This window comes from Limosilactobacillus reuteri, from assembly GCF_013694365.1.
Lineage (GTDB): Bacteria > Bacillota > Bacilli > Lactobacillales > Lactobacillaceae > Limosilactobacillus > Limosilactobacillus reuteri_E.
In genome coordinates this window covers 1,205,345-1,227,316 of the sequence record NZ_CP059275.1, presented here as the reverse complement: position 1 = coordinate 1,227,316, position 21,972 = coordinate 1,205,345, and the positions used below count along the sequence as shown (strand labels likewise).

The following is a 21,972-nucleotide window of genomic DNA, read 5'->3' as shown; positions in this document are numbered from 1 at the left end:
TAAGGTAAAGCCAGGAAAGAATAAGCTTCCTGAATTTAAAATAGTATTACTTATGATATCAGATACGACTATTGGCCATCCACCAATCCATGGTCCAATACAGTAACCAATAAGTGCAGTGGCAATAAAACCAAAACTAAATTTTAAAACCGCTGGATCTCCAATTGAAAGTTTATTTAAGATTACCTGCAGTGCGACCAGCATAGCAGCTAAAGTCAAATTCTTTGTAGTAAAACGCGGTCCGGCAAATGATAACGTAGACATTTATTTTTCGCTCTTTTTTGCAATTAAATTTAATCGTGATAATTGCCGCAGGATAACTAGTACAAGCAAGGTTTCAATCGGCCAGGTAATCAACTCTTTTGGCAAACGAATGAAGAGGAGAGCCATTTATAGAATTTGAATGTGGTTCTCTTCACACTTCTTAATCATATCTTCTGGCCAAATACTTGCCTGTACTTCTCCAATATGAGCTTTGCCAAGAAGGAGCATACAAAGGCGAGATTGACCAATTCCTCCACCAATTGTATATGGTAATTCGCCATTGAGCAACATTTTATGGAATGGTAATTTTTCACGATCAGTTGCATCGGCTTGTTCAAGTTGGTATTTCATTGATTCTGGACTAACCCGAATTCCCATACTTGAAATTTCGATCCGGCGTTGAAGAGGTTCATACCAGAAAATAATATCACCGTTTAAGCTCCAGTCATCGTAGTCAGGTGCTCGACCATCGTGAGGCTTACCACTGCGTTGCAACTTGTCACCGATCTTCATTACAAAAACAGCACCAAGCTCTTTAGCGATTTTGTCTTCCCGTTCAAGTGGGGTGAGGTCTGGCCACCGATCTTCAAGCTCTTGCGTTGTAACAAAGTGAATCTCATCTGGTAAATGGTAAACAGCTTGAGGGAACTTGTACCAAACTTCGTGTTCCATATGCTTAATCACTTTGAAAATATCACGAACTGTATCCTTTAAGGTTTCTTCTGTTCGTTCATCCTTGCTAATAATCTTTTCCCAGTCCCACTGGTCAACATAAATTGAGTGGAAGTTATCGAGGTCTTCTTCCTTACGAATGGCGTTCATGTTGGTGTAGAGACCTTCATGCATACCAAAACCGTACCGCTTAAGAGCAAGACGTTTCCACTTAGCGAGAGAATGGACAACTTCAACAGTTTCGCTTGGCATATCCTTCATTTCAAACGATACTGGTTGTTCAACACCGTTTAAGTTATCGTTTAATCCAGTACTCTTTTCAACAAACATTGGTGCAGACATCCGTTGAAGGTTTAACTCTTTACCAAATTCGTCTTGGAAAGTTTCACGAATATAACGAATAGCAGCTTCAGTTTCTCTAATTGAAAGACGTGGATCGTAATCCTTTGGAATAGTTAAGTCCATTTAAGGGTTCAAACGGTTAAGCATCCGTGGGAATGGAATGTTTTCACGAATGTGGTCTTGGAGAGTAATCCAGGCAAGGAATCGTTCAAGTCCCATTCCAAATCCAGAGTGTGGAATTGAACCGTACTTCCGTAAATCGTCGTACCAACCGTAATCTTCTTTACTTAAGCCGTTTTCTTCAAGCTTGTTTGTGATGTATTCGTAGTCGTAGGAACGTTCAGAACCACCAATGATTTCACCGTAGCCTTCTGGAGCAAGCAAGTCCGCACAGATAACTTGGCGAGAATCTTCAGGATCTTCAGGCATGTAGAAAGCCTTGATTTCTTTAGGGTAGTTCAAGATAAAGACTGGCTTTTGGAATTGGTCGGCTAAGTAGGTTTCTTCTGGTGAACCAAAGTCCGCACCGTATTCTACATCAAAGCCACCCTTTTGAAGCATTTCAATGGCTTCCTTATAAGTGATTCGTGGATATGGTAATTCAGTGAACGGCTTCAAACTTTCTACACTACGCCCTACCATTTCAAGTTCGCGTGCACAGTGGTCAATTAAGTCTTGAACCAAGTAAGCAATGTATTGTTCTTGAATCTTAAGACTTTCATCTTGGTGCATCCAAGCCATTTCTGGTTCGATCATCCAGAATTCCATTAAGTGACGACGAGTCTTTGACTTTTCAGCACGGAAAGTAGGACCCATCGTATAGACGCGGCCTAATGCCATGGCGCCAGCTTCTGCATATAATTGACCAGATTGTGAAAGGAAAGCAGAACGATCAAAGTAGTCAGTTTCAAATAATTCTGTTGTCCCTTCAGGAGCACTTCCAGTTAGTTCTGGAGCATCAAATTGAGTAAATCCATGCTTTTCGAAGAATTCCATTGTCGCAAGCTTAACACGACTTCGAATCCGCATTAATGCCCACGGCTTGCGAGAACGTAACCATAAATGACGGTTATCAAGCAAAAAATCAATTCCGTGTTCCTTGTTACCGATCGGGTAATCTTCACTTTCGCCAACAATGTCAAAGTCTTTGATGTGAATTTCATAACCAAACTTTGAACGCTTGTCTTCAGCGATTTCACCGGTTACCCAAAAACTGGTTTCTTGGTGTAAATCATGCTTAGCAGAATTAAATTTTTCTTCAGAAACATCATTTTTACGGATGATTCCTTGGAAAAATCCAGTTCCGTCACGGAGTTGCAAGAATGCAATCTTACCGCTTGAACGCTTATCAGTTAACCAAACACCAATTTTAACTGTTTCCCCAACATGCTTTGGTGCTTCACTAATTGTAATAGTTTCCACTCAATTTACTTTTTCTTTACTATTAAAATGAGCTGTTCCTTTTCCCCAGTAAAATCCTTGTTGTAAAATAACTGGATTCCCAGCAAATTTTTTAGCTAATTGCCGATTTGAAATTCCTTCAATAACAAAGGTAAGATGATGTTTTTTTGCAAAAGCTAACCACGCATTAACAAAGCTTATCATCAGTTCATAATCTTCATCCTTAAAAAGTAATAGCGATAATTTGATTCGACTAACAACCTTTAGCTGTCTCTTAATGAATGCATAGCTATTACTACCCGCACACACATCATCAATCGCCAATTCAAAGCCCATTTCCTTGAGACGTTGGATTTCTCTATCTAAGTAATCAAGACTATGAATCGTTTCGCGGCGTTCCGTAATCTCAATGGCCACGTGATCGTGATATGCTTCGCGAATCTCTGCTAAAAATTGCCAAATACTTTCAAATTTCATTTGACATGGTTCTAAATTAATATATATTTTGCGATTTTGTTGCTCGTTTAAAGCATTTTTTAATGATTTACGGCTTACCTTAATCCATGCATCGTTACCCTCTTGTGTTGTGAGACTGTGCAAGAAATTAATTCCTGGAAATTCGCCATTATTATTTCGAATAAGCATTTCATAAGTGTCAATTTCAGCATTCATCGCTTGATCAACACTAAGGATTGGCTGAAATATATTGTACATTTAATAATTGCTATTTATTTTACGTTCTGAACTAGTCTTTCGAGGACGTTGGTGATGCTGATCAGTAACAATCCATCCCCGGCCATTGTTCTTTACACCATATAACATATTATCAGCTCGCTTCAGGGTCGTGTCAAGTAATTCATCATTCAAATGATCAGTTAAACTGCATGAAAAGCTAATTGTTAATTTCATTCCCTCCTTGGTAACAATCAATTTATTATTAAAGAATTTTTCAATTGACTGTAGTAATTGATAAACCTCTTCTAGTGAATGGTTAGAAACTACAATAGTGAATTCTTCACCCCCGAAGCGATATACATAACCATGCTTGGAAAATGCGGAATGAATTTGTTCGCGAAAAACTGTTGAAAAATAATTTAACACTTCATTACCAGCAAAGTGACCGTATGTATCATTTATCTTCTTAAAGTGATCAATATCTAATGCCCCGATTACGATATTATGGATTTCACTATTATTATCTAATCGATTAATTTCTTGACTAAGCGCTCGGTAGTTAAGTAACCCTGTCAAATAGTCACGTTCACTTTCTTTTTCAAGAAGTTTTATTTTTTGCTCATTTTTCTTCTCACTATAAAAACGTTGCTCTTCAAACATCGCAATAACGAATAATCCTAACGTGGCTGCGGCAACACTTACAGGTGAAAAGCTATGGTTAATCCCCAGCGATACTAACTCAACTATTCCTAGCGATGCAATGGCATAAAAATAACTAATTCTTTTAGAAATGCTGCGCCACCGCGTTAAAACCAAACAAATTGTCGTAAAAACAATCGATTCAATGATCCAATACCACCAGTCCTTTAGCGGTAAAATCCCCATTAAGTATTCCACGACATTCACAAATAACGGGGTTAGAGCTAATAATACCCACCATATTTTATATACTTTATCGCGAAAAAGCATTGTGACAGAAACAACTTGCATGAAAACAACTTGCCCGATATTAAATAAGGACAACTGAAACAAACAAAATTCCTGAATAAAGTAAGTAATTATAATAACGGCTCCTAGCCCCCAACTAGTTAACCGTGAATTCTTATACGAAACCCAATACCGTTCAAAATAAATTTGACTGATAATCATACAAATAACGATGATTGGTAAATAGAGTATCGCGTAAAAAAGTTTAAGCGCCAATTAGAAACCATCTTTATCATCTCCTATGGGCTTGTTAATAATATCGCGCAGTTTATTCTTGGCTAGATTTTGTTCAGGCTTAACAGCAAAATTGCGCGTATTTATTCGCATCTCAAAATCACCAAACTGCTTAGTCATGAATGATTCAGCTCGTTGGCGTTGTAAATGACTTTTGTTAATGTCGAACATGGGCCATTTTGTAGTTAGTCCACGAGTCCTTTGAGCTTGGATATATCCCATTGTAATGCAGAATACCCCAATCATTCCTAAAGCAAATAGCAAAATGATTACTAAAAAATTAAGTTCACGAAATCCTTGAGCATAATCCCAGAAAAAATGCCCGCGATGACCATTTGTCCGGTAAGCCACATAGGTTGAAGTAGTGATAATAATGGGGATAAGTAAAATGCACCAGCTAAGGAACATAATTAGTGTTTGTCGAATTTTTAAGAGCCAGTGGTGGTGCTCAAAATACATATCATGGTAATTATTTTTCATTCAAAATTTGCCATCATTGTCAACTACCTTTCTTTCAGGACTAACCCATTTACCACTTCCATGGCCGGTAACAGTTTTTATCGCTTTATGAAATGTAGTAACGATTGTTAAAGGATTAACGATCCAGGTAAATAAGAGATAAAGTGGCGAAAACATTAAATAGCGTAACTTAGATCCATTAAAATCAAGAATCAATGCCGCCAGTACTTGAAAAAGACCGGCTATTAATTGAAAGTTGACAAAGATCATACTCATAACAATGCCGTGCCAAATCCGTTCGTAGTTACCAATTATTGCAAAATACAACATTGTAATAATGAAAATGATACTTGTTATCCAAAAAAAGAAAGACCAAATAATCGATAAGGTTGTGTCTGTTAGCATGGGGATGACAAACCGATATTGCCACGGATGGCGAAAAACCTTCAGAAAATTAGAAAGCCAAACTTCTGTCCCACCTTGGGCCCATCGCTTACGTTGCCGATATAAATCGTGAAACGTTTCAGGAACATTCATATGGAAAACGATATCTGGAGCAAACTTCGGAGTAGCATTAATAAAGGTATGGTCCCAGGCAATGCTAATATCCTCAGTCGCCCGATCTTGGCGGAAACCACCAACGTTAATAAGAAAATCGCGTCGATACATGGTATTTGCACCGCTGTATGCATACATCGTGTTATTAATGGCAGTTTGACTTCGTTTGATTATGCCAACAATACTGGAAAATTCAACCGTTTGAGATTTACCCCATAATGAGGAACGATTATAAACGTCCATATTAGCAGTAATAGCAGCATAGTTAATCCCGTTAGTACTTGTAAAATATTGCATATACTTTATCAGTGCATCAGTTTCAGGGATAGTATCAGCATCATTGCTCAAAATATATTCACCCTTAGCAAAGAAAAGCCCAATATTAAATGCATGGGCCTTTCCTTGATTTTGTTCGATTCTAATAACTCTGAGACGAGAATGTTTTGCTTGCATTGAGCGAAGAATCTCAGGGGTGCGATCATCGCTTCCGTCATCCATTACCAGCACTTCATAATTATGGTAATTCAATTGGGTTAATAAATACTCTAAAGTGCTTTTTATTACTATTTCTTCGTTATGAGCTGGAATCATAATCGTGACAAAAGGTTCGGTGGTAATTTCAGCTTTTGGTGGTAATTCTTCTTTTTGGCGAAATAGAACATATGATATTGCACCAAAGAACCAGAACATCGCTCCTAAAATAGGATATATACATAAAATTAAATTGATTATTATAAGAGAGATCATCCATGGGGAGTTAGTTTGAAATGCTTCATAGAAAATGTTAGAAACCATTTATTTTTTTAAATTTTCTGGATGACCGTAAGCATAACCTTGACGGAAAGGGATATTTAGTTGATTTACTAATGCAATATGGTTAGCATCTTCAATTTTACCGACAATCATTTCAATGTTAAAAATGGCGCTTCTTCGTTGCCACTGTGCGAGTGTAACATCTATCCAGTGATTTGCTGACTTATTAAAAGAATGAATATTAAATTTTAAATAGGCAATATCTGGCAAATACTGCTGTAACAAATTGTATGTTTTTTTAGAAGAATCAATATTTTCAATAGTAACTTTAATTTGAAGTCGTTTGATTTTTCTTAGTATATATAATATTTCTTTACGTTTAAAAATATTGGCACGTCTAATATCATTAGCATCTAATTCAATGACTAGTTGCTTAATATTTGTCGTTCCTAAGACCCAAGTAAAGAAATACTCAGCGCGAAAATCGGTAATTTGGCTGACGGTCATATTTAACGATAAGTTTGCGATATCTTTTAACTGTGGATTGATTTCTTGGATTGTAGAAACAATTTTACTGAGGGGGAAGTCCACAACGTTTCGTGGTAATTGCCATTTATTAGTATGATGATTGTATTCCCGTAATAAAAGTTCATAACCATGAATTTTATTCTGTTTGTCATAAACAGGTTGGCCAAAATACTTATATTTATTTGAAAATTTGTGCTCATTATCAATCCCGTCTTTATTTTTATATCGATAGTGAGCCTCAATACAAAAGCCGCCACAAGTTAGGGTAAAGATAATGAATATCCACCAAAGAAAATTTTCAAAATTTGCCATCATTTAGCTATTTGCGATAAAATCCAATAACCGATACATAACTCGCTTATTTTCAGCCGGAACGCCATGCTGAATAATTTCTTTTCCATTTTGGTGAAGATCATTATGGTCTAATGGATACTGATCATCATTTACAGCAATCTCGCGAACATTATCTGCTGTCGGCTCAAAGTGGAACTGAAGTCCAATAACATTACCGTTCATAACAAAGCCTTGATTTTTAACTAAGTCACTACTAAATAATAAGTCTGCTTGAGCTGGAACTTCAAACATCTCTTCGTGCCAATGCAGAGCAGTTAATTTTTGGGGAATATCGGAAATAAGATCGCTTTTTAGATACACCGGCGCCCAACCAACTTCTTTATGTGGTGCCTTCTTTACGGCATAACCGAGTGTCTTAGCGATCTGTTGAGCCCCATAACACGCGCCAAAAATTGGCTTATGAGCATCCAATAGTCGCTGAATTAAAACTCGCTCTTGCTTGATCCACGTTAAGTCGTCATTAGGGCTCATGGGACCGCCAAGAATAATCAACATATCAGTCTCATCAGCAGTCGGCAAATTACCAAACTGATAGGGATGATAAACGTACATCTCATGTCCGCGATCCTGTGACCATTCTTGAATTGTTCCTGGTCCTTCATTTGGCGTGTGTTGCAAAACATTGATTCTCATTTATTCCCAATATTCTTCATACTTTCGTGATGCCCCAGTTGCAGCATCAACATCTGTTCCACCATTATCTTCACGGCGAAAAATAAAAACTGGCTCTTCTGCCTCTTGCTGATAATCAACAGTAACAACTAGTCCTGAGAAGAACCAAGCATCCGCAAAGTTAACATGGTAATTAATACCATCTTTTTTTATGACGATTGTTGCCTCATCGAGCGTCGATTCTGGTTTATACCCTTGCTTAGGACCATGTTTAACATTGTGTGGTTGAATTGTTTTACCATAAAATTTTACTCCATTTCCACTAGCGAGGTTAAATTTTTGTTGGAACCACTTGCTAGCAGCATCAGTAATAATTAATTGCACTTACCGTGCAAGGACTTCTTTGATAGCATCAACAAGTGGAGTAACGGGGTGTCCAAGAACTTCTTCTAAATCGTTACTTTCTTTATTAAGATTTCCAGAGTTGATTGGGTCTTGGAATGATGCGAAAAGTTCAGCTGTTGGAGTATCTAAGCCAGCTTTTTCTAATGATTTTACATAATCATCATGGGAAATCTGCTTGATAGTAAAATCATTGCCAGTAGCTTCTTGGAGAGCTTTTCCTAATTCATCATAAGTACGGGTTTTACCAGCAAATTCGTAAACTTCACGAGGATCTTCACTGGTAATAACTTTTGCAGCCCCTTCTGCGTAATCAAGTTCAAGTGCCCAACCAGCTTTGTTGTTAGCCCAGTACAATGCATCGCAACTAGCAGCTCCACTTTGAAGGAAACCAATTTCGTTTTCAAGATACCAGTTGTTACGAAGGAATGAGTGATCAATGCCTGCTTCTTTAATTGCATTTTCTGTAAGGCGGTGGTCAGTTGCAAGGGCAGCAGTAGAATTTTGTGCGTCGGGAAAACTAGTATAGGCAACAAATTTAATATTGTTTTCCTTTAATGCATCAACTACATTAGCATGAGCAGTAGCACGATCAACCTTACCACCTGGTTGAGATGAAATAAAGAGAACGTGATCGATTCCATTAAAAGTATTGATCATTGATGACTTATCTTCGTAATCTCCTTGACGAACTTCATTATTAGGAAAGAGCTTAGCAGCCTTATCAGTGTTCCGGGCAATAGCAATAACATTTTCTGCACCAGCTAACTTGTTTAATTCTTTAACAGCAGCTTGTCCTAAGTTACCAGTAGCAGCAGTTACAGCATATTTCATTTATTTTTCATCATCTTGAACCATCTTTAAGCTGGAGCCAAAGATCTGTTCAATCGTAACCGGGTCACGGTGGTCAAAGAATTGACTTTCGTTCTTGTTAAGACTAGCCATTTTTTTCATATCATCATCGGAAAGTTCAAAATCAAAAACATCGATGTTTTCTTCCATCCGGTTCTTGTGGACTGACTTTGGAATGACAGTAATGCCCCGTTGTAAAAGCCAGCGAAGAATTACTTGACCATTGCTCTTGCCATATTTAGCAGCAGTCTCCGCAATTGTTTCGTTGGTAAAGATATCATGCCTACCTTCCGCAAATGGTGCCCATGCTTCAACACGAATATCTTCACTTTGCGCAAACTTAACTTCTTGGTCTTGTTGGTACCAAGGGTTAACTTCAATTTGGTTGACCGCTGGCTTAACAGGCATTGTTAATTCAAGATCCTTTAGTTGATCAGCGTAGAAGTTCGATACACCGATTGCGCGAATCTTACCTTCCTTTTGTGCTTCTTGTAATGTTCGCCAAGCACCCATTGTATCGCCATATGGTTGATGAAGAAGGTAAAGATCCATGTAATCAAGGCCAAGCTTTTGCAGTGAAGCGTCAATCCCTGCTTTAGCCCGCTTATAGTTAAAATCAGACACCCATAACTTAGAAGTTACAAAGACATCTTCACGGTTTACACTACTATTCTTAATTGCCTTGCCAACTGCTTCTTCATTTTGGTAAACAGCAGCAGTATCAATTAAACGATAGCCGACTTCAAGAGCATCGGTAACTGCTTGTTCAGCTTGACTTAAGTCTGGAACTTGGAATACTCCAAATCCAAGGGTTGGCATTTCTACTCCGTTATTTAATTTTACTGTTGGTACATTTGTCATTTAACTTAAATTAGGCCAGCTTTGGCTAATTTCATTAAGTAAGGGCATTAAGGATTTTCTTTGTTTCTTAAGGTAATTAGCATAAAACGTCATTGTCGCAACTTCATCGGTAATCGGGAGTCGGACTCGATCGTCGTTTGACGTACGTTGTTGTGGATTAACTGTTGTTATATTAGTACTAAAGTATGGAAAACTAGAATATTTTGTGATTTCAGTAAGCGCGGCCCATTCTTCTTGATATAAAAATTTAGCATTTGGAATATATTTTTTGATAATTTCTTTCCACGGTCCGATATCGTTCAAAACGACAAAACTTAATCCGGCTAAGTCCTTAAAAGAAACCTGTTGGGAATTAGCAAGGTACATAAATTTATCAAGATTAACATAGAGATTTTCGGTCCCTAAATAACGCGATTCAATTTGATCAGTCTGAATCTCTTGGTCGCTGATAATTATTGAATCTTCATTATTTAAAAGTGAAGTGGTGATTTGGTCATGAGTAATAAACTTCTTGTCAATCGAAATTTGTGTAGAAAAAGATGCACTTTTTACGCGAAGCAGAATTAATGGACCCGGAGCAATTGATGCGATTTTAATTACTGATTGTCGAGCAGCATAATTTTGAAGTTGTTGAACAAAATTACGGTTGACGGCGAGAACTTCAGTAGCTTTTTCAGCAGCTAATTTTCCGGTATCAGTGAGGACGATCCGGTTGGGCTGGCGGTCAAATAATTGAATCCCAAGCTCGTCTTCTAATTTTTGCATCCCCCGGGTAACTGTCGGCTGGGTAACGCTAAGTTTTTCAGCGGTTTTAGCAAGTGTTTTTTCACTGGCGAAGGTCACTAATTCTTCAAGCAAGTAATTATCAATCATTTAATCTAAAGTTACTTCACCAGCAACATCAGTATTGAAGAAGTCTGCAATTTCTTTAACATCCATCCCTTGACCAAGACCCCACATTAATTTAGTGATGGCACTTTCGGAAGTCATATCGCGGGCGCTGATTGCTCCTTCTAGTAGTGCAAGTCGTCCGACCTCGTATTTTGTCAAGTCGCTTCGTTCGTAAAGACACTGACTGGAAGTAATAATTGGAATGCCATTGCGGATTAATTCACCAACCGCAGCGACCATATTTCGCCGAATCGAGGTCATTCCTCCGAGACCATACGCTTCAATCACAATTCCGTGACAGCCATTTTTAGCCATTGCATGGAGCAAGGCAGGATCAAATCCTGGGAAGAGCTTTACCAGTGAAACATGAGTATCGATCTTAGTATTTAATTGACTTTTACCAGGTTGGGGATGCTGGTGATCCCTAATGGAAAAACCGTCTGAAGTAACTTCTCCTACTGGTGGGACATTCACACTTTCGAAGGCATCGAAGGCGGTTGTCCGTACTTTAACACTCCGACAACCACGCATTACTTTACGATTAAAAGCAATATAGACTCCTGGCTCGCAGTTAGCAGCGGCTGCAAAGGCAAGTCGTAAGTTATCAGGGGCATCACTAAGAATCACATTCATAGGAACTTGGCTTCCAGTTAGCACAACCGGAATATTTATATGTTGAAGCATGAAAGTCAGCATTGAAGCAGTATAAGCCATCGTATCTGTCCCATGTGAAACGACTATCCCATCATATTCATTACGATGGTCATAGATCGTTTCGGCAATAATTTTCCATTCTTCTGGTTGAATATTGGATGAATCTAATTCGAGAATATCACGAACAGTAATGTCATATTCCAGCCGACCAAGCATTTTGATTAATTCTTCACCAGATTCGCCTGGAGCTAGTCCTTCATCAGAGACAACCGAGGCAATAGTTCCACCGGTTGAAAGGAGTAATAATTTTTTCGTCATTTAAAACCAGCTACGGATCCAGTTAACAAACCGGGTCCACCAAGACTGAGCTTGTTGCTTAACTGCCTGCCCGTCTTGAGAATTCAAGAATTTTTTCGCCTTATTCATCATATCTCCTGATGAATTCTTTACATTATTAATCGTATCAGTTACGTGCGAGCTATAGTCTTTACTTGAACTAATTGGAGCATTATTAAACCGAACAAGCGCATTGATAATTGGTTGTTCATGATTCTTTGTTTCATTGTAAATGTTTCGCTCTTCAAGTTTCTGATTAAAGATTACTTGAATTTGATTTTGCGTTGGGGTAGTTCCTTGTTTCTTTTGTTGGTTAATTTCCTTAGTGGTATCACCAACCGCAGCCATCAACTTACCAGGATATTTACTATCATCCTTATTGGCTTCAATTGCCCCATTTGTTGCGGTCAACATTTGGTTAGCAGATTGAGTATTTTGCTCATTTAAACTAACTCCATCTGCCGCAATTGCTTTATAGACTCCGGTTAGAGCTGACTCCCCAGAAACGGCCCGGTTAGCGCTAACGGTGATAGTAACATCCGTAACCCCCGCCATTTGCGCAACCATGGCGTATTGTTGAGCGGTTACTTTAGTAATATTATCCTCACCATTAAACTTTTTTACATTAACTTTAATCCCCGAACCTGGATCGGTAGGGACAATTGCTACCGAACTAACCATGGCGGCGTTAGTTGTCGAACCATTCGGATTGATATACTTCTGATAATCACTGGCAGTAGCGGTTAACGTTGTAAAATTATCATCGACTGCTAGCACATTATTTAATTCATTCTTCTCGGCAGCCCCTGCTCCATATACAACATATGATTTATTTAACGTATGAGTCTGGGTAGTTGAACTGCTACTCGTACTTTCACTAGTTGTTTCAGCCGCCAAAACTGTGGCCTGGCTAACTGGCACTGCTAATAAAGATAGTGCAAGAGTCGAAGTAATAATGATTTTGGTTAACTTATTTGAGCGCACTTAATTCTCTCCCTCGTCTTGCAGAGCTTCACCGAGTTGCTTCATTCCTGCCTTGATCTGGTCTTCCTGAGCATTGGAGTAGTTCAACCGGAAGGCACCGGGCTGTGGGTCACCTGCATAAAATGGGTCACCTGGTACAAAGGCCACGTTATGTTCCAGACATTGCTTAAAAAGCTCAACAGTATCTTCTACTCCGGGTACTTCAACCCATAGGAACATTCCGCCTTCTGGATCAGTATATTTAACACCTTGGGGGAAGTATTTCTCTAGCCCCTCTGTCATTAGTGCTTTGCGTTGCCCATACAGGTCACTAATTTGCTTGACATGTGCATCAAGGTCGTTATGCTTCAGAAATTCTACTACGGCATACTGGGCTAAGTTATCTGTATGCAAGTCTGCAGACTGTTTTAGTACCGTCAGCTTATTAACAACAGCTTCATCGGCTACCACCCATCCTAAACGGAAACCAGGAGCAAGCGTCTTGGAGAAAGTCCCCATATAGAAAACGTGTCCGGTTTTGTCAAACGACTTAACTGCTGGCACATGCTGCCCCTTAAAACGAATTTCACCATAAGGATTATCCTCTAACACATAAACATCATATTTAGCGGCTAGTTCGGCCAGCTTTTCCCGTCGCTTTAGTGCCATGGTTCGGCCAGTTGGATTTTGAAAGTTTGGCACGGTGTAAACCAACTTAGCTTCCGGATGAGCCTTTAATGCTTCTTCTAGGGCATCCATCTTCATCCCCGCTTCATCCATTTCTACCCCCACAAAGTTGGCACCATATGATTTAAAGACATCAAGAGCACAAAGATAAGTTGGCTGTTCGACCAGTACGGTATCACCAGGATTAACAAAGGCCTTCCCGACTAAGTCAAGAGCTTGTTCTGAACCTGTCGTCATCAACACATTGTCTAGCTGTCCGGTCACGTTTTCTTTTTCTTTGACACGTTGGAGAACCAATTCACGGAGGGCTGTCACCCCTTTAGCGGCTCCATACTGCATTACTTCTTGACCACGTTCAGCAAACACCTGGTCAACAGCTTCTTTCATCGCTTTGACAGGGAAAAGCTCAGGCGCCGGCAATCCTCCAGCAAAAGAAATAATCTTTGGATCCGCCGCTGCTTTTAAGATTACACCGACTGCATCTGTTCCATCTGCTGGCACGCGTTTGGAAAAATTAAACTTGGTCATCTATTCTGCCTGAGCTAGCTGGTTTGCTCGCTCTTCTTCTTTTTTCAATCGTTCTTTGATGTATGTTGCGGATGTTGCTAGTTTTGATTCTTCTTCCGGCGTCAAGTCCAGATGCAGCTGCTCCACTACCCCGTCACGGCCAACGACAGCTGGATATGAAAGGTACGTGCCGTATTCTTCACGATAATTAGAAACTGGCATTTCAGTTCGCGCATCATTCAATAATGCGTTGGTTAACCGGACTGCTGCCGTGGCAACACCATAATTAGTGTATTTCTTCCCTTGATATACGAGGTAGCCTCCTTGACGAGCACGTTCTTCTAGCTCAGAAAGCTTTAATCCCCGTTCTTTTGCTAGTTCAGTGACCGGTTTCCCCAGGACGCGGACTGTCGACCATGCCGTAAATTGCGAATTGCCATGTTCCCCAAGATTAAAACCAACAACAGAGCGTGAATCAACTTTCAAAGCTTCACCAACCCGGGCCCGCATCCGTGCAGAGTCGAGTAAGGTTCCCGTCCCCATCACGTGTTCTTTTGGTAATCCCGTTAATTTTTGGTACATTGAGGTAATCACATCACAAGGGTTAGTAACATCAACTAACTTACCGTGAAATCCATTGTCTACTAACATCTTTGCTACCAAGGGCACTTGGGTCCGCGTAAACTTAAATTCAGCAAAGCGATCATGATCTGGCGTATCAACCAACTTTGACTTCCCTAGGGCTGACACGACCACATCACAATCACGCAATTGGCTTTCATCATTAACAGTCAGGTTAGTATGGTAAGGCAAATTGGCCATTGCATCTCGTAAGTCCAAAGCATCCGCTTGCACCTTAGCTTCATTAGTATCAAATAATGCGAGGTCATCGACAAAGCCACCAGCAACTAAATAGTGCGCTACCGTTGCCCCAACGTGACCCATTCCAACTACTGCTACTTTTCTCGTCATCTAGTCGGTTACGTCCACACTCACAGTGCCGAAGCCATTATCAAATTTGGCTTCCCACTTGCCGGCAGTTAAATGTGGTGGTAAGAGGAAAGTACCTGATGATACTAGCTGCCCTGCGCGGAATGTCTTCCCTTGTTCTTCAAGCTTTCTGACTAGCCATTGCAATGACTTTAATGGGTTGCCAAGCACTTCACTTGACGCCCCACTATCCACTTCTTTGCCATCGTGGTAAAGGGTAACGTTTACATTTGCTGCATCATCAACAGTCTTAAACACCTCATCGGTTGGTCGTTCTTGACCATATACTACATACCCACCAACAGCACAATCACTCATGACACTGAATTTATTTAGATCTGGGAACCAGTCAGCAAAACGACTATCAGGTACTTCCAGCGTGCCGCAGACAGTAGTCTTATGTAATAAATCTTCCATCGAATCACTGGCGTGCAAGTCAGTTTTAGCACGGAAGCCGAGTTCAACTTCCACTAACGGAGCCATCGTTTGTTCTTTGAGAGAGAGAACGGCAGGTGATGGTAAGAAGTGGGCATCAACTTGTTGTCCATAGAGCGGACTATCAGAATCAAACATGTCCTGGGTTTTCTTACTAGTTAAGGAAACTTTATACCCGCCAGTTGGGAGTCCCTTTAATTCAACGAAACGATCTTGAAGGGCATAAGCTGTATTATCATCGCTAACGACCTCTGCCCATTCATCCATTACCAGTGGTTTCTTGCTTTGATAAGCTTGGAAAAGTTCTTGAGCAAAAGCTTCTTGTTCTTCATTTAAGGTAACGTTTTTATTTGCAGTCATTTACTTGACTGTTATTGTGGAGCTTACTGTGCTGGGCATTCTTTCCATGAATTTCAACTTCGCGATATGATTTGCACGATCACTGACTAAATACTTTAATGATTTAGCAGAATTTACCGGTACATCTTCGTCCGAGTGACTACCATCCCCAACATCCCCATAAATATTTAACACGGCTGTATTTTTCGGAAAGGTCTGCCGTAAACCAAGTAATTCGCGGTAGGCAGAGTCCATTTTCTCTAGTTCGCCGGTCTTTGGATTTATCTTAGCATTTTGCGTCTCACTTTGCCCTACCAGTCCATTATAGTGTCCAGCAATCGCTACTAAGTGGGCTACTTGCGGAAGGCTTTTATCATTTACATTGTCATTAATATAATTGATAATTTCCAAGTTTCCCATTGAATGGCCCACAAGGTTAATTTGCTTATAATGGTGTTGTTTTTCTAAAGCTAATACCACATTTTTTACATATTCACCACCATGATGATAGCCCTGCGTGTAATTATCTCGATATGCACTTAATTTATTATCTTCAAGGTTGACTTCCACAATAGGATTAACGGCATTTGCGGGAATTGGGCGGTTAAAAGTTACCTTCCCTTTTTTGTCAACATTCGCCCGCACAATTGTCTTGATTACACCGGCATCACGGGCCGCATTAGCCATTTTTTCTTCGGCATGAGAACTGCTCCCCCAGCCATGCACAAAAATCGTCGGGGTCGCGGATTGCACATAGTGGGTCACCGTACGAACGCGCGAACTTATTCCTAATAAACCAACAAAAATGGCACTAAGTCCTAATAATAACTGATAATACTTTTTCATTTAAGCCCTAACGATTTTTAAAGTAATCCTTTGCCGTTCTACGTTTGCTGATAATGGTGTAATGTATCCAAATGACATATTATTCTCCTCCAATTTTTTAATTACTTTAGCAGGAACGCCTGCAACAACAGTATTGGCAGGAACATCTTTACTAACAACTGCCCCCGCTGCAACAACAGCATTCTCTCCAACCGTAACGCCTGGTAAGATTGTAGCGTTTGCGCCAAGCCATGCATTTTCCTTAATAAGGACTGCCTTCAATTCAATACCATGGCGCTTTTCTGGATCCAGGGGATGATTTACCGAAATAATTGTGACATTGGGTCCGACTAACACTTTATCTTCTAATTCAATTCTGCCAAGATCAGTAAACATTGCACCACTGTTGATAAATACTTGTTTCCCAATTTTTAGGTTAGCTCCGTAATCACTACGGATCGGCAAGCGAATTTCAACAGAGTCATCTATTTTTTGACCAGTTACATCATTAAGGACGTGGCGAAGCAGCTTAAAGCGGTCAACTAACCATCCCGACATAAAGACAATCGCGTAAATTATACCGACAATTGCCAAGTACCAAGCAATATCTCCCGTCGTTTCAACAAGGTGATCAGCGCCGGGACTTAAAAATTTGTGAGCAGTCGCAGCAATCAGCACTGCAACGCCTAACGAAGCATGCAAAAAATACATTCATCTTGGACGAGTTGAGAGGAAAATGATAACCAACCACCAAACATAGGCCAATATCCCCACATCATAAGCAAAAAGATCTTCATAATCAGTCGTTAATTGACTATTTGTCAAGATAAACGGTAATGGAATAACTGCTAAAGCAACTATCCACGTAATATATAAGGCTAAAGGGTGTTTCTTTAACATTTAATGGTCGTTTCCCACGGCTAATACTTTTTTCGAACCGGTATCAATCTTAACTTCTTTAACTGTCCGGCCATCTTTTACTTTAACTTCCCAAACAGCTTGATTTTCCTTTTCTTGTTCTAATTTCCATTCAATACTGTTACCCTTTTTAGCTGCCTTTTCCGCAATTTGGCTCGCTTCATCACGGCTAATTGCCTTACCTGGATCTAAGGCATATTCCTTCTCATTTTGGTCAAGCTTTTCAGACTTGTTAGAGATTAGTTTGCCATCCTTGGCATTGACTTTAACCTTGTATTCGTTGGTATTGTCAAAGCCCTTTACCTTGTACACATATTTTCCCTTGTCACTTTCCAGCTCTACTTCATTGAGGTGCTTATCTGGGTACTTCTTGTTAAACTGATCAATTGCAGCCTGTTGGTCAATCTTGATGCCGCTCTTATTAGCTAACTTTTCATGTTTCACCGCGGCTTCGATTTGAGCATGATAACCATCCATTGCGGCGACACCAGCAATGCCTCCAGCTCCTAACGCAAGTCCTCCACAAACACAGGCGGTAATCAGAACTTTTTTAGTCATCTTTGGGAACTTCCTTGCTTTCTTCTTGTCTGGCTTTGGTTGTTGGTCTTGTCTTTTTTCAATTTTTTCAGTCATTTATTTTGGAAGGTAAATCGTAAAAATGGTCCCACTTGGTTCATTATCGCGTATCGTGATTTTTCCGTGGTATTTTTCGATAATCATTTTGACAATCGCCAGGCCAATCCCTGAACCAGCAACCTTATTAGAGTGTGATTCATCTTCACGGTAAAATCTTTCGAAAACTTTTTCCCGATTTTCCCTAGCAATTCCCTGCCCTTGATCGGCGACGCTTAATATTATTTGGTGATCATCCGCCGTTAATTGGACATTAATCGTTGAATCAGGAGGTGAATATTTGGCCGCGTTTTCTAAGAGATTATGAACAAGACTTTGAAAATCTCCGGTGGTTATCCGATAAGATAGCTCTGGGTCTAAATCGGTAATAATCTTTTGGTGATATGCCCCTTGAAGGGATTTAACTTCTGCGAGAACAACTTGTGATAAGTTGATTTCGGTTAACTTTTTCGTTTGATGTCCTTCTAAGATCAACAGCTCATTTATTAATTGACTCATTCGTTGCGCTTCTTGGTCAATATACCTTAATGACTTAGCAATTAATTCTGGATGTTTATCCCCGTGCCTTCTGATTAAATTTACATGTCCCAGAATTCCGGCAAGGGGGGTCTTTAACTCATGAGAGGCATTCGCAATAAATTCTTTTTCTCGTTGCATTACCTGATACTGCCGGCCTAATAATTGATTAAAGGACTGCGCAACTTTGTGTACCTCTAACGGCTGTTTAGGGACCGTCAAAGTCTGCAATCGATCACTTTGAGGCGTGATTGCATCGATCTCAGCGCTCAAATTTGTCAGGGGCTGGGTCCACCGGTGTGCCAAGCGACGAATGATGGGGAGAGCCACGATGCTTATTACCAGGTTGATTAACAGGATCACTATCAGCAACCAACCCGTTAATTTGATTAAATCATCAACATTAATTGCTACTTTCACGGTGCGATGATGATGGACCTTTTCCTGCCGTAGATAATAGACCCCATGACAGGTTAACTGTAGATTTTTAAGGGCTAACTTGCGGTGGTCAATGCGCTTAAAAATTTTACGCGCTTTGGGCGAGGTATATCTCCGTTCTCCATCAGTAATCTCGATTGCATCATCATCTTGCCGCGCAACATACGCATTCAAAAAAGTTTCCCGATTTTGATTTTCGGGCCAGTCTTTTTCAATGGTCTCAATTACTTCTTCTGCCTGATCATCAGCATAACGATAGATTAGGTTAGTAGCTGTAACCACAAAGAGCAGATTAATAACTACCAAAATAATTGCAAATAGCATTAGAAAAAGGCGGGTTAATTGTCGAGATGCAGTTACTGCTCGTGTGGTTTTCATTCATTGTTCATCACCTAATACATACCCAATCCCCCGCACAGTTCTAATTGAGTCACGATATTTCCCTAACTTATTGCGTAAAGCCCGGATATAGACATCGACCGTATTGGTCTGGCCGTCAAAATCATAACCCCATATTTCGTTAAGAAGGTCATCACGGGTTTGGACTACTCCGGGTTCTTTAATGAGGGTCGCCATGAGGGGAAATTCTTTCGGGGTTAAATGCACCTGTTTCCCATCCACCATAAATTGATGTTTCAGTAAGTTTATTTCAAATGGTCCAAAATGGTAGTCAAGCTTGTCTACTTTTTCTTGACCTAGCCGTCGTAAAGCAACCCTAATTCGAGCTAAGAGTTCCTCTATTTCAAATGGTTTAGTAATATAATCATCTAATCCTTGGTCAAGTGCCATGCTAATATCAGAAGTTTGGCTACGGGCGGTAATCATAATAATCGACACATTGCTTGATTGACGAATTCGCCGGAGAACAGTTAGCCCATCGTAAACGGGGAGCATCCAATCTAATAAAATCAAGGTTATTTCTTTTTCTTTGAATATTGCTAGGGCCTCGCGTCCATCCTTTGCCCAGATGACCTCATAACCTTCAAGTTCTAGCTCGGTTATCAAGAAACTAGCAAGACTTTCTTCGTCTTCGACTAACAATTAGGTGAGGGAAGTTATTACCATTTTCCTTGCCCATTGTAAAGTTCCTTTAGTATCGACAACGATATTATAACTATCAGCAGTTGCATTTTTAGCAAAGTCAGTTTTACCAAGGATTTCTTTGTTTTGCGAATTAAATTTACCACCACGCGTCAATTCGGCTTCTGCAGTAACACGTCCACTAATCCTTGTAGGAACATTTAAACTGTCCAATGTAGAATAGTATTCGGGTTCACCGGCTAATTGGATCGTCATTTCACAATCAATTCGTTCATCAACTGATGTCATCATATGAACGATAATATATGGTTTGTTCATTTACTTAACCAAATACCGTAACCAGACGGCGCCATCTTCATAGCTTTCAACATCTTTTAATTGCAGAGCGATTGGACGACTGCTTTCTGTACGATTATCAAAAAAACTTGGTTGACCGGTTCGCCCATCGACACCAGCCCCAATTAAAATACTGATTTCATCAACTGATCCCGCTTCTAGAAAACCACCATTGATTTTTCCGCCGCCCACAATTGCTAAACGGTCAATATTGAATTCATCAGCAAGAATTTCCATTGCCTTGGCTAGATCAATTTGATTTTTCCCAGCTGCGATCCATGAAATGTTTTGGCTGTTGAGGTAATCAAGGCAATCTTTCGTAACTTGTTCACTTGTAATAATTAGGTGAGGGAAGTTATTACCATTTTCCTTGCCCATTTATTCATATACGGAACGCTTTAACACACCGACAAATGGCAGGTTTCGGTAAAGGCCATTAAAGTCTAGGCCATATCCGACAATAAATTCGTTTGGAACTTTAAAACCAACGTAATCAGCTTCAACATTAACTTCACGACGGTCCGGTTTATCGAGTAAGGAACAAATCTCAATACTCTTCGCGCCACGATCAGCGAAAAGACCAGTAAGATACTTTAATGTATGACCAGTATCAATAATGTCTTCCATAATAATAACTGGTCGACCCTTAATATCGTGGGAAAGATCTTGAATTAATTTAACTTTTCCAGTGGATTCTGAACTTTCTTCGTAACTAGAGACGTCGACATAATCAACGTTTAACTTGAAATTAAGGCGCTTCATCATTTCGCTAGTGAAAATCATTGCCCCTGTCATTACGGAAACTAAAACTGGAAATTCATCTTGATATTTTTCAGTAAGTGTATTGGCAAGTTCATCTAAGCGTTGATTGACTTGATCTTGAGTATATAAAACTTTTTCGACGTCGTTATTCATTTATTCTAGCTCAACTTTTTTAATGTTGCCTAGCTCAGTAAGGTCAGTAAAGACGTTTTCTGATTTGAAGCCAGATCTTAATTCACCATAAAGTTGACAGGAGATTTTTCCGTCTCCGTAATCATAGATCGAGTATTTGAGCGGAACTTCAAAATATTTTTTGTTTAACTGATTAATAAGTGCATGCAAATCATCAGTATTTCCTTCTAATTGAATAAAGCAGGAGAATCCTTTACCTTGTCTAAGTGCAAACTGATCTAGATATTTTCCAATAACTTCTGCTAAAAGAACGCAACAAGTACCAATAATCCCAATACTGTATAAACCACTACCATAGGCAAGACCGATTGCGCCGATAACCCAAATTCTAGCTGCCATAGTTAAACCATCGATTATTTCATCGTGACGATTAATGATTGTCCCAGCGCCTAAAAAACTAATCCCGCTAACAACTTGAGCGGCAATCCGTGATGGGTCAACGTTCCAATTGCTATGGGTGATTTTCATTAAATCGAAAAATCCGTATTTTGAAATGATCATGACCATTGCCGCCCCCACCGCAATTAAGGCATGGGTCCGAATTCCAGCCATTCA

General features: G+C 39.8%; 27 protein-coding genes and 2 pseudogenes. All 29 read right to left on the bottom strand.

Annotation, left to right across the window (positions count from 1 at the left end; translation table 11 throughout):
* Positions 1 to 264: pseudogene (locus HHK02_RS07325) on the bottom strand (folate family ECF transporter S component); the annotation flags it as partial.
* Positions 265 to 390, bottom strand: a complete 126-nt coding sequence (locus HHK02_RS07320) for a hypothetical protein (protein WP_414601680.1) — start codon at positions 388 to 390, stop codon at positions 265 to 267.
* Complete coding sequence (gene asnA / locus HHK02_RS07315) at positions 391 to 1,401, bottom strand: aspartate--ammonia ligase (RefSeq protein WP_019251883.1); 1,011 nt, start codon at positions 1,399 to 1,401, stop codon at positions 391 to 393.
* Entirely contained in the window at positions 1,402 to 2,700 is a 1,299-nt protein-coding gene (asnS, locus tag HHK02_RS07310) for an asparagine--tRNA ligase (RefSeq protein WP_181462244.1), read from the bottom strand.
* Entirely contained in the window at positions 2,701 to 3,393 is a 693-nt protein-coding gene (locus HHK02_RS07305; protein ID WP_152738796.1) for an EAL domain-containing protein, read from the bottom strand.
* Complete coding sequence (locus HHK02_RS07300) at positions 3,394 to 4,557, bottom strand: GGDEF domain-containing protein (protein WP_231124822.1); 1,164 nt, start codon at positions 4,555 to 4,557, stop codon at positions 3,394 to 3,396. It lies immediately after the preceding gene.
* The gene (locus HHK02_RS07295) at positions 4,558 to 5,055 is read right to left on the bottom strand and encodes an ABC transporter permease (protein WP_181462243.1); all 498 of its coding nucleotides are present in this window, start codon (positions 5,053 to 5,055) and stop codon (positions 4,558 to 4,560) included.
* Positions 5,056 to 6,387, bottom strand: coding sequence for a glycosyltransferase family 2 protein (locus HHK02_RS07290; protein WP_181462242.1), 1,332 nt, complete (start codon positions 6,385 to 6,387; stop codon positions 5,056 to 5,058).
* Positions 6,388 to 7,188 carry an EAL domain-containing protein gene (locus HHK02_RS07285; RefSeq protein ID WP_231124821.1) on the bottom strand — a complete coding sequence of 267 codons (801 nt, stop codon included), beginning with the start codon at positions 7,186 to 7,188 and terminating at the stop codon, positions 6,388 to 6,390.
* Complete coding sequence (locus HHK02_RS07280; RefSeq protein WP_078009942.1) at positions 7,189 to 7,860, bottom strand: type 1 glutamine amidotransferase; 672 nt, start codon at positions 7,858 to 7,860, stop codon at positions 7,189 to 7,191. It abuts the gene before it with no gap.
* Positions 7,861 to 8,223: a HesB/YadR/YfhF family protein gene (locus tag HHK02_RS07275; protein ID WP_181462241.1), complete on the bottom strand. Its 363-nt coding sequence runs from the start codon at positions 8,221 to 8,223 to the stop codon at positions 7,861 to 7,863. It lies immediately after the preceding gene.
* Positions 8,224 to 9,075, bottom strand: coding sequence for an NAD(P)H-binding protein (locus HHK02_RS07270; protein WP_181462240.1), 852 nt, complete (start codon positions 9,073 to 9,075; stop codon positions 8,224 to 8,226).
* The gene (locus HHK02_RS07265) at positions 9,076 to 9,954 is read right to left on the bottom strand and encodes an aldo/keto reductase (RefSeq protein ID WP_181462239.1); all 879 of its coding nucleotides are present in this window, start codon (positions 9,952 to 9,954) and stop codon (positions 9,076 to 9,078) included.
* Positions 9,955 to 10,827, bottom strand: coding sequence for a LysR family transcriptional regulator (locus HHK02_RS07260; protein WP_181462238.1), 873 nt, complete (start codon positions 10,825 to 10,827; stop codon positions 9,955 to 9,957). It lies immediately after the preceding gene.
* Positions 10,828 to 11,817, bottom strand: a complete 990-nt coding sequence (locus HHK02_RS07255) for an asparaginase (protein WP_035159681.1) — start codon at positions 11,815 to 11,817, stop codon at positions 10,828 to 10,830.
* Positions 11,818 to 12,819: a DUF1002 domain-containing protein gene (locus HHK02_RS07250; RefSeq protein ID WP_181462237.1), complete on the bottom strand. Its 1,002-nt coding sequence runs from the start codon at positions 12,817 to 12,819 to the stop codon at positions 11,818 to 11,820. It abuts the gene before it with no gap.
* Entirely contained in the window at positions 12,820 to 14,013 is a 1,194-nt protein-coding gene (locus tag HHK02_RS07245; protein WP_078009936.1) for an aminotransferase-like domain-containing protein, read from the bottom strand.
* Positions 14,014 to 14,964, bottom strand: a complete 951-nt coding sequence (locus HHK02_RS07240) for an L-lactate dehydrogenase (protein ID WP_078009935.1) — start codon at positions 14,962 to 14,964, stop codon at positions 14,014 to 14,016.
* Positions 14,965 to 15,777 (bottom strand): 2-keto-4-pentenoate hydratase, encoded by an 813-nt coding sequence (locus tag HHK02_RS07235; RefSeq protein WP_019254126.1) that lies wholly within the window; start codon positions 15,775 to 15,777, stop codon positions 14,965 to 14,967.
* Positions 15,764 to 16,602: pseudogene (locus HHK02_RS07230) on the bottom strand (alpha/beta hydrolase). Before HHK02_RS07230 ends, HHK02_RS07235 begins: the two are co-directional and overlap by 14 nt.
* Positions 16,603 to 17,292: a DapH/DapD/GlmU-related protein gene (locus HHK02_RS12640; RefSeq protein WP_269204208.1), complete on the bottom strand. Its 690-nt coding sequence runs from the start codon at positions 17,290 to 17,292 to the stop codon at positions 16,603 to 16,605.
* Positions 17,293 to 17,481: a hypothetical protein gene (locus HHK02_RS12635; RefSeq protein WP_224758171.1), complete on the bottom strand. Its 189-nt coding sequence runs from the start codon at positions 17,479 to 17,481 to the stop codon at positions 17,293 to 17,295. It abuts the gene before it with no gap.
* The gene (locus tag HHK02_RS07220; protein ID WP_152704204.1) at positions 17,482 to 18,132 is read right to left on the bottom strand and encodes a PepSY domain-containing protein; all 651 of its coding nucleotides are present in this window, start codon (positions 18,130 to 18,132) and stop codon (positions 17,482 to 17,484) included. It lies immediately after the preceding gene.
* A complete protein-coding gene (locus HHK02_RS07215; protein ID WP_181462236.1) occupies positions 18,133 to 19,464 on the bottom strand; it encodes a sensor histidine kinase in 1,332 nt (443 codons plus the stop codon).
* Positions 19,465 to 20,127, bottom strand: a complete 663-nt coding sequence (locus HHK02_RS07210) for a response regulator transcription factor (RefSeq protein WP_181462235.1) — start codon at positions 20,125 to 20,127, stop codon at positions 19,465 to 19,467.
* Positions 20,128 to 20,445: a hypothetical protein gene (locus HHK02_RS07205; protein ID WP_231124820.1), complete on the bottom strand. Its 318-nt coding sequence runs from the start codon at positions 20,443 to 20,445 to the stop codon at positions 20,128 to 20,130. It lies immediately after the preceding gene.
* Positions 20,446 to 20,841, bottom strand: coding sequence for a dihydrofolate reductase family protein (locus tag HHK02_RS07200; RefSeq protein ID WP_196778765.1), 396 nt, complete (start codon positions 20,839 to 20,841; stop codon positions 20,446 to 20,448).
* Positions 20,842 to 21,378: a hypoxanthine phosphoribosyltransferase gene (gene hpt / locus HHK02_RS07195; protein ID WP_085720255.1), complete on the bottom strand. Its 537-nt coding sequence runs from the start codon at positions 21,376 to 21,378 to the stop codon at positions 20,842 to 20,844.
* Entirely contained in the window at positions 21,379 to 21,969 is a 591-nt protein-coding gene (locus HHK02_RS07190) for an MgtC/SapB family protein (RefSeq protein ID WP_003670177.1), read from the bottom strand. It abuts the gene before it with no gap.
* Between the last annotated feature and the right edge of the window lie 3 nt (positions 21,970 to 21,972).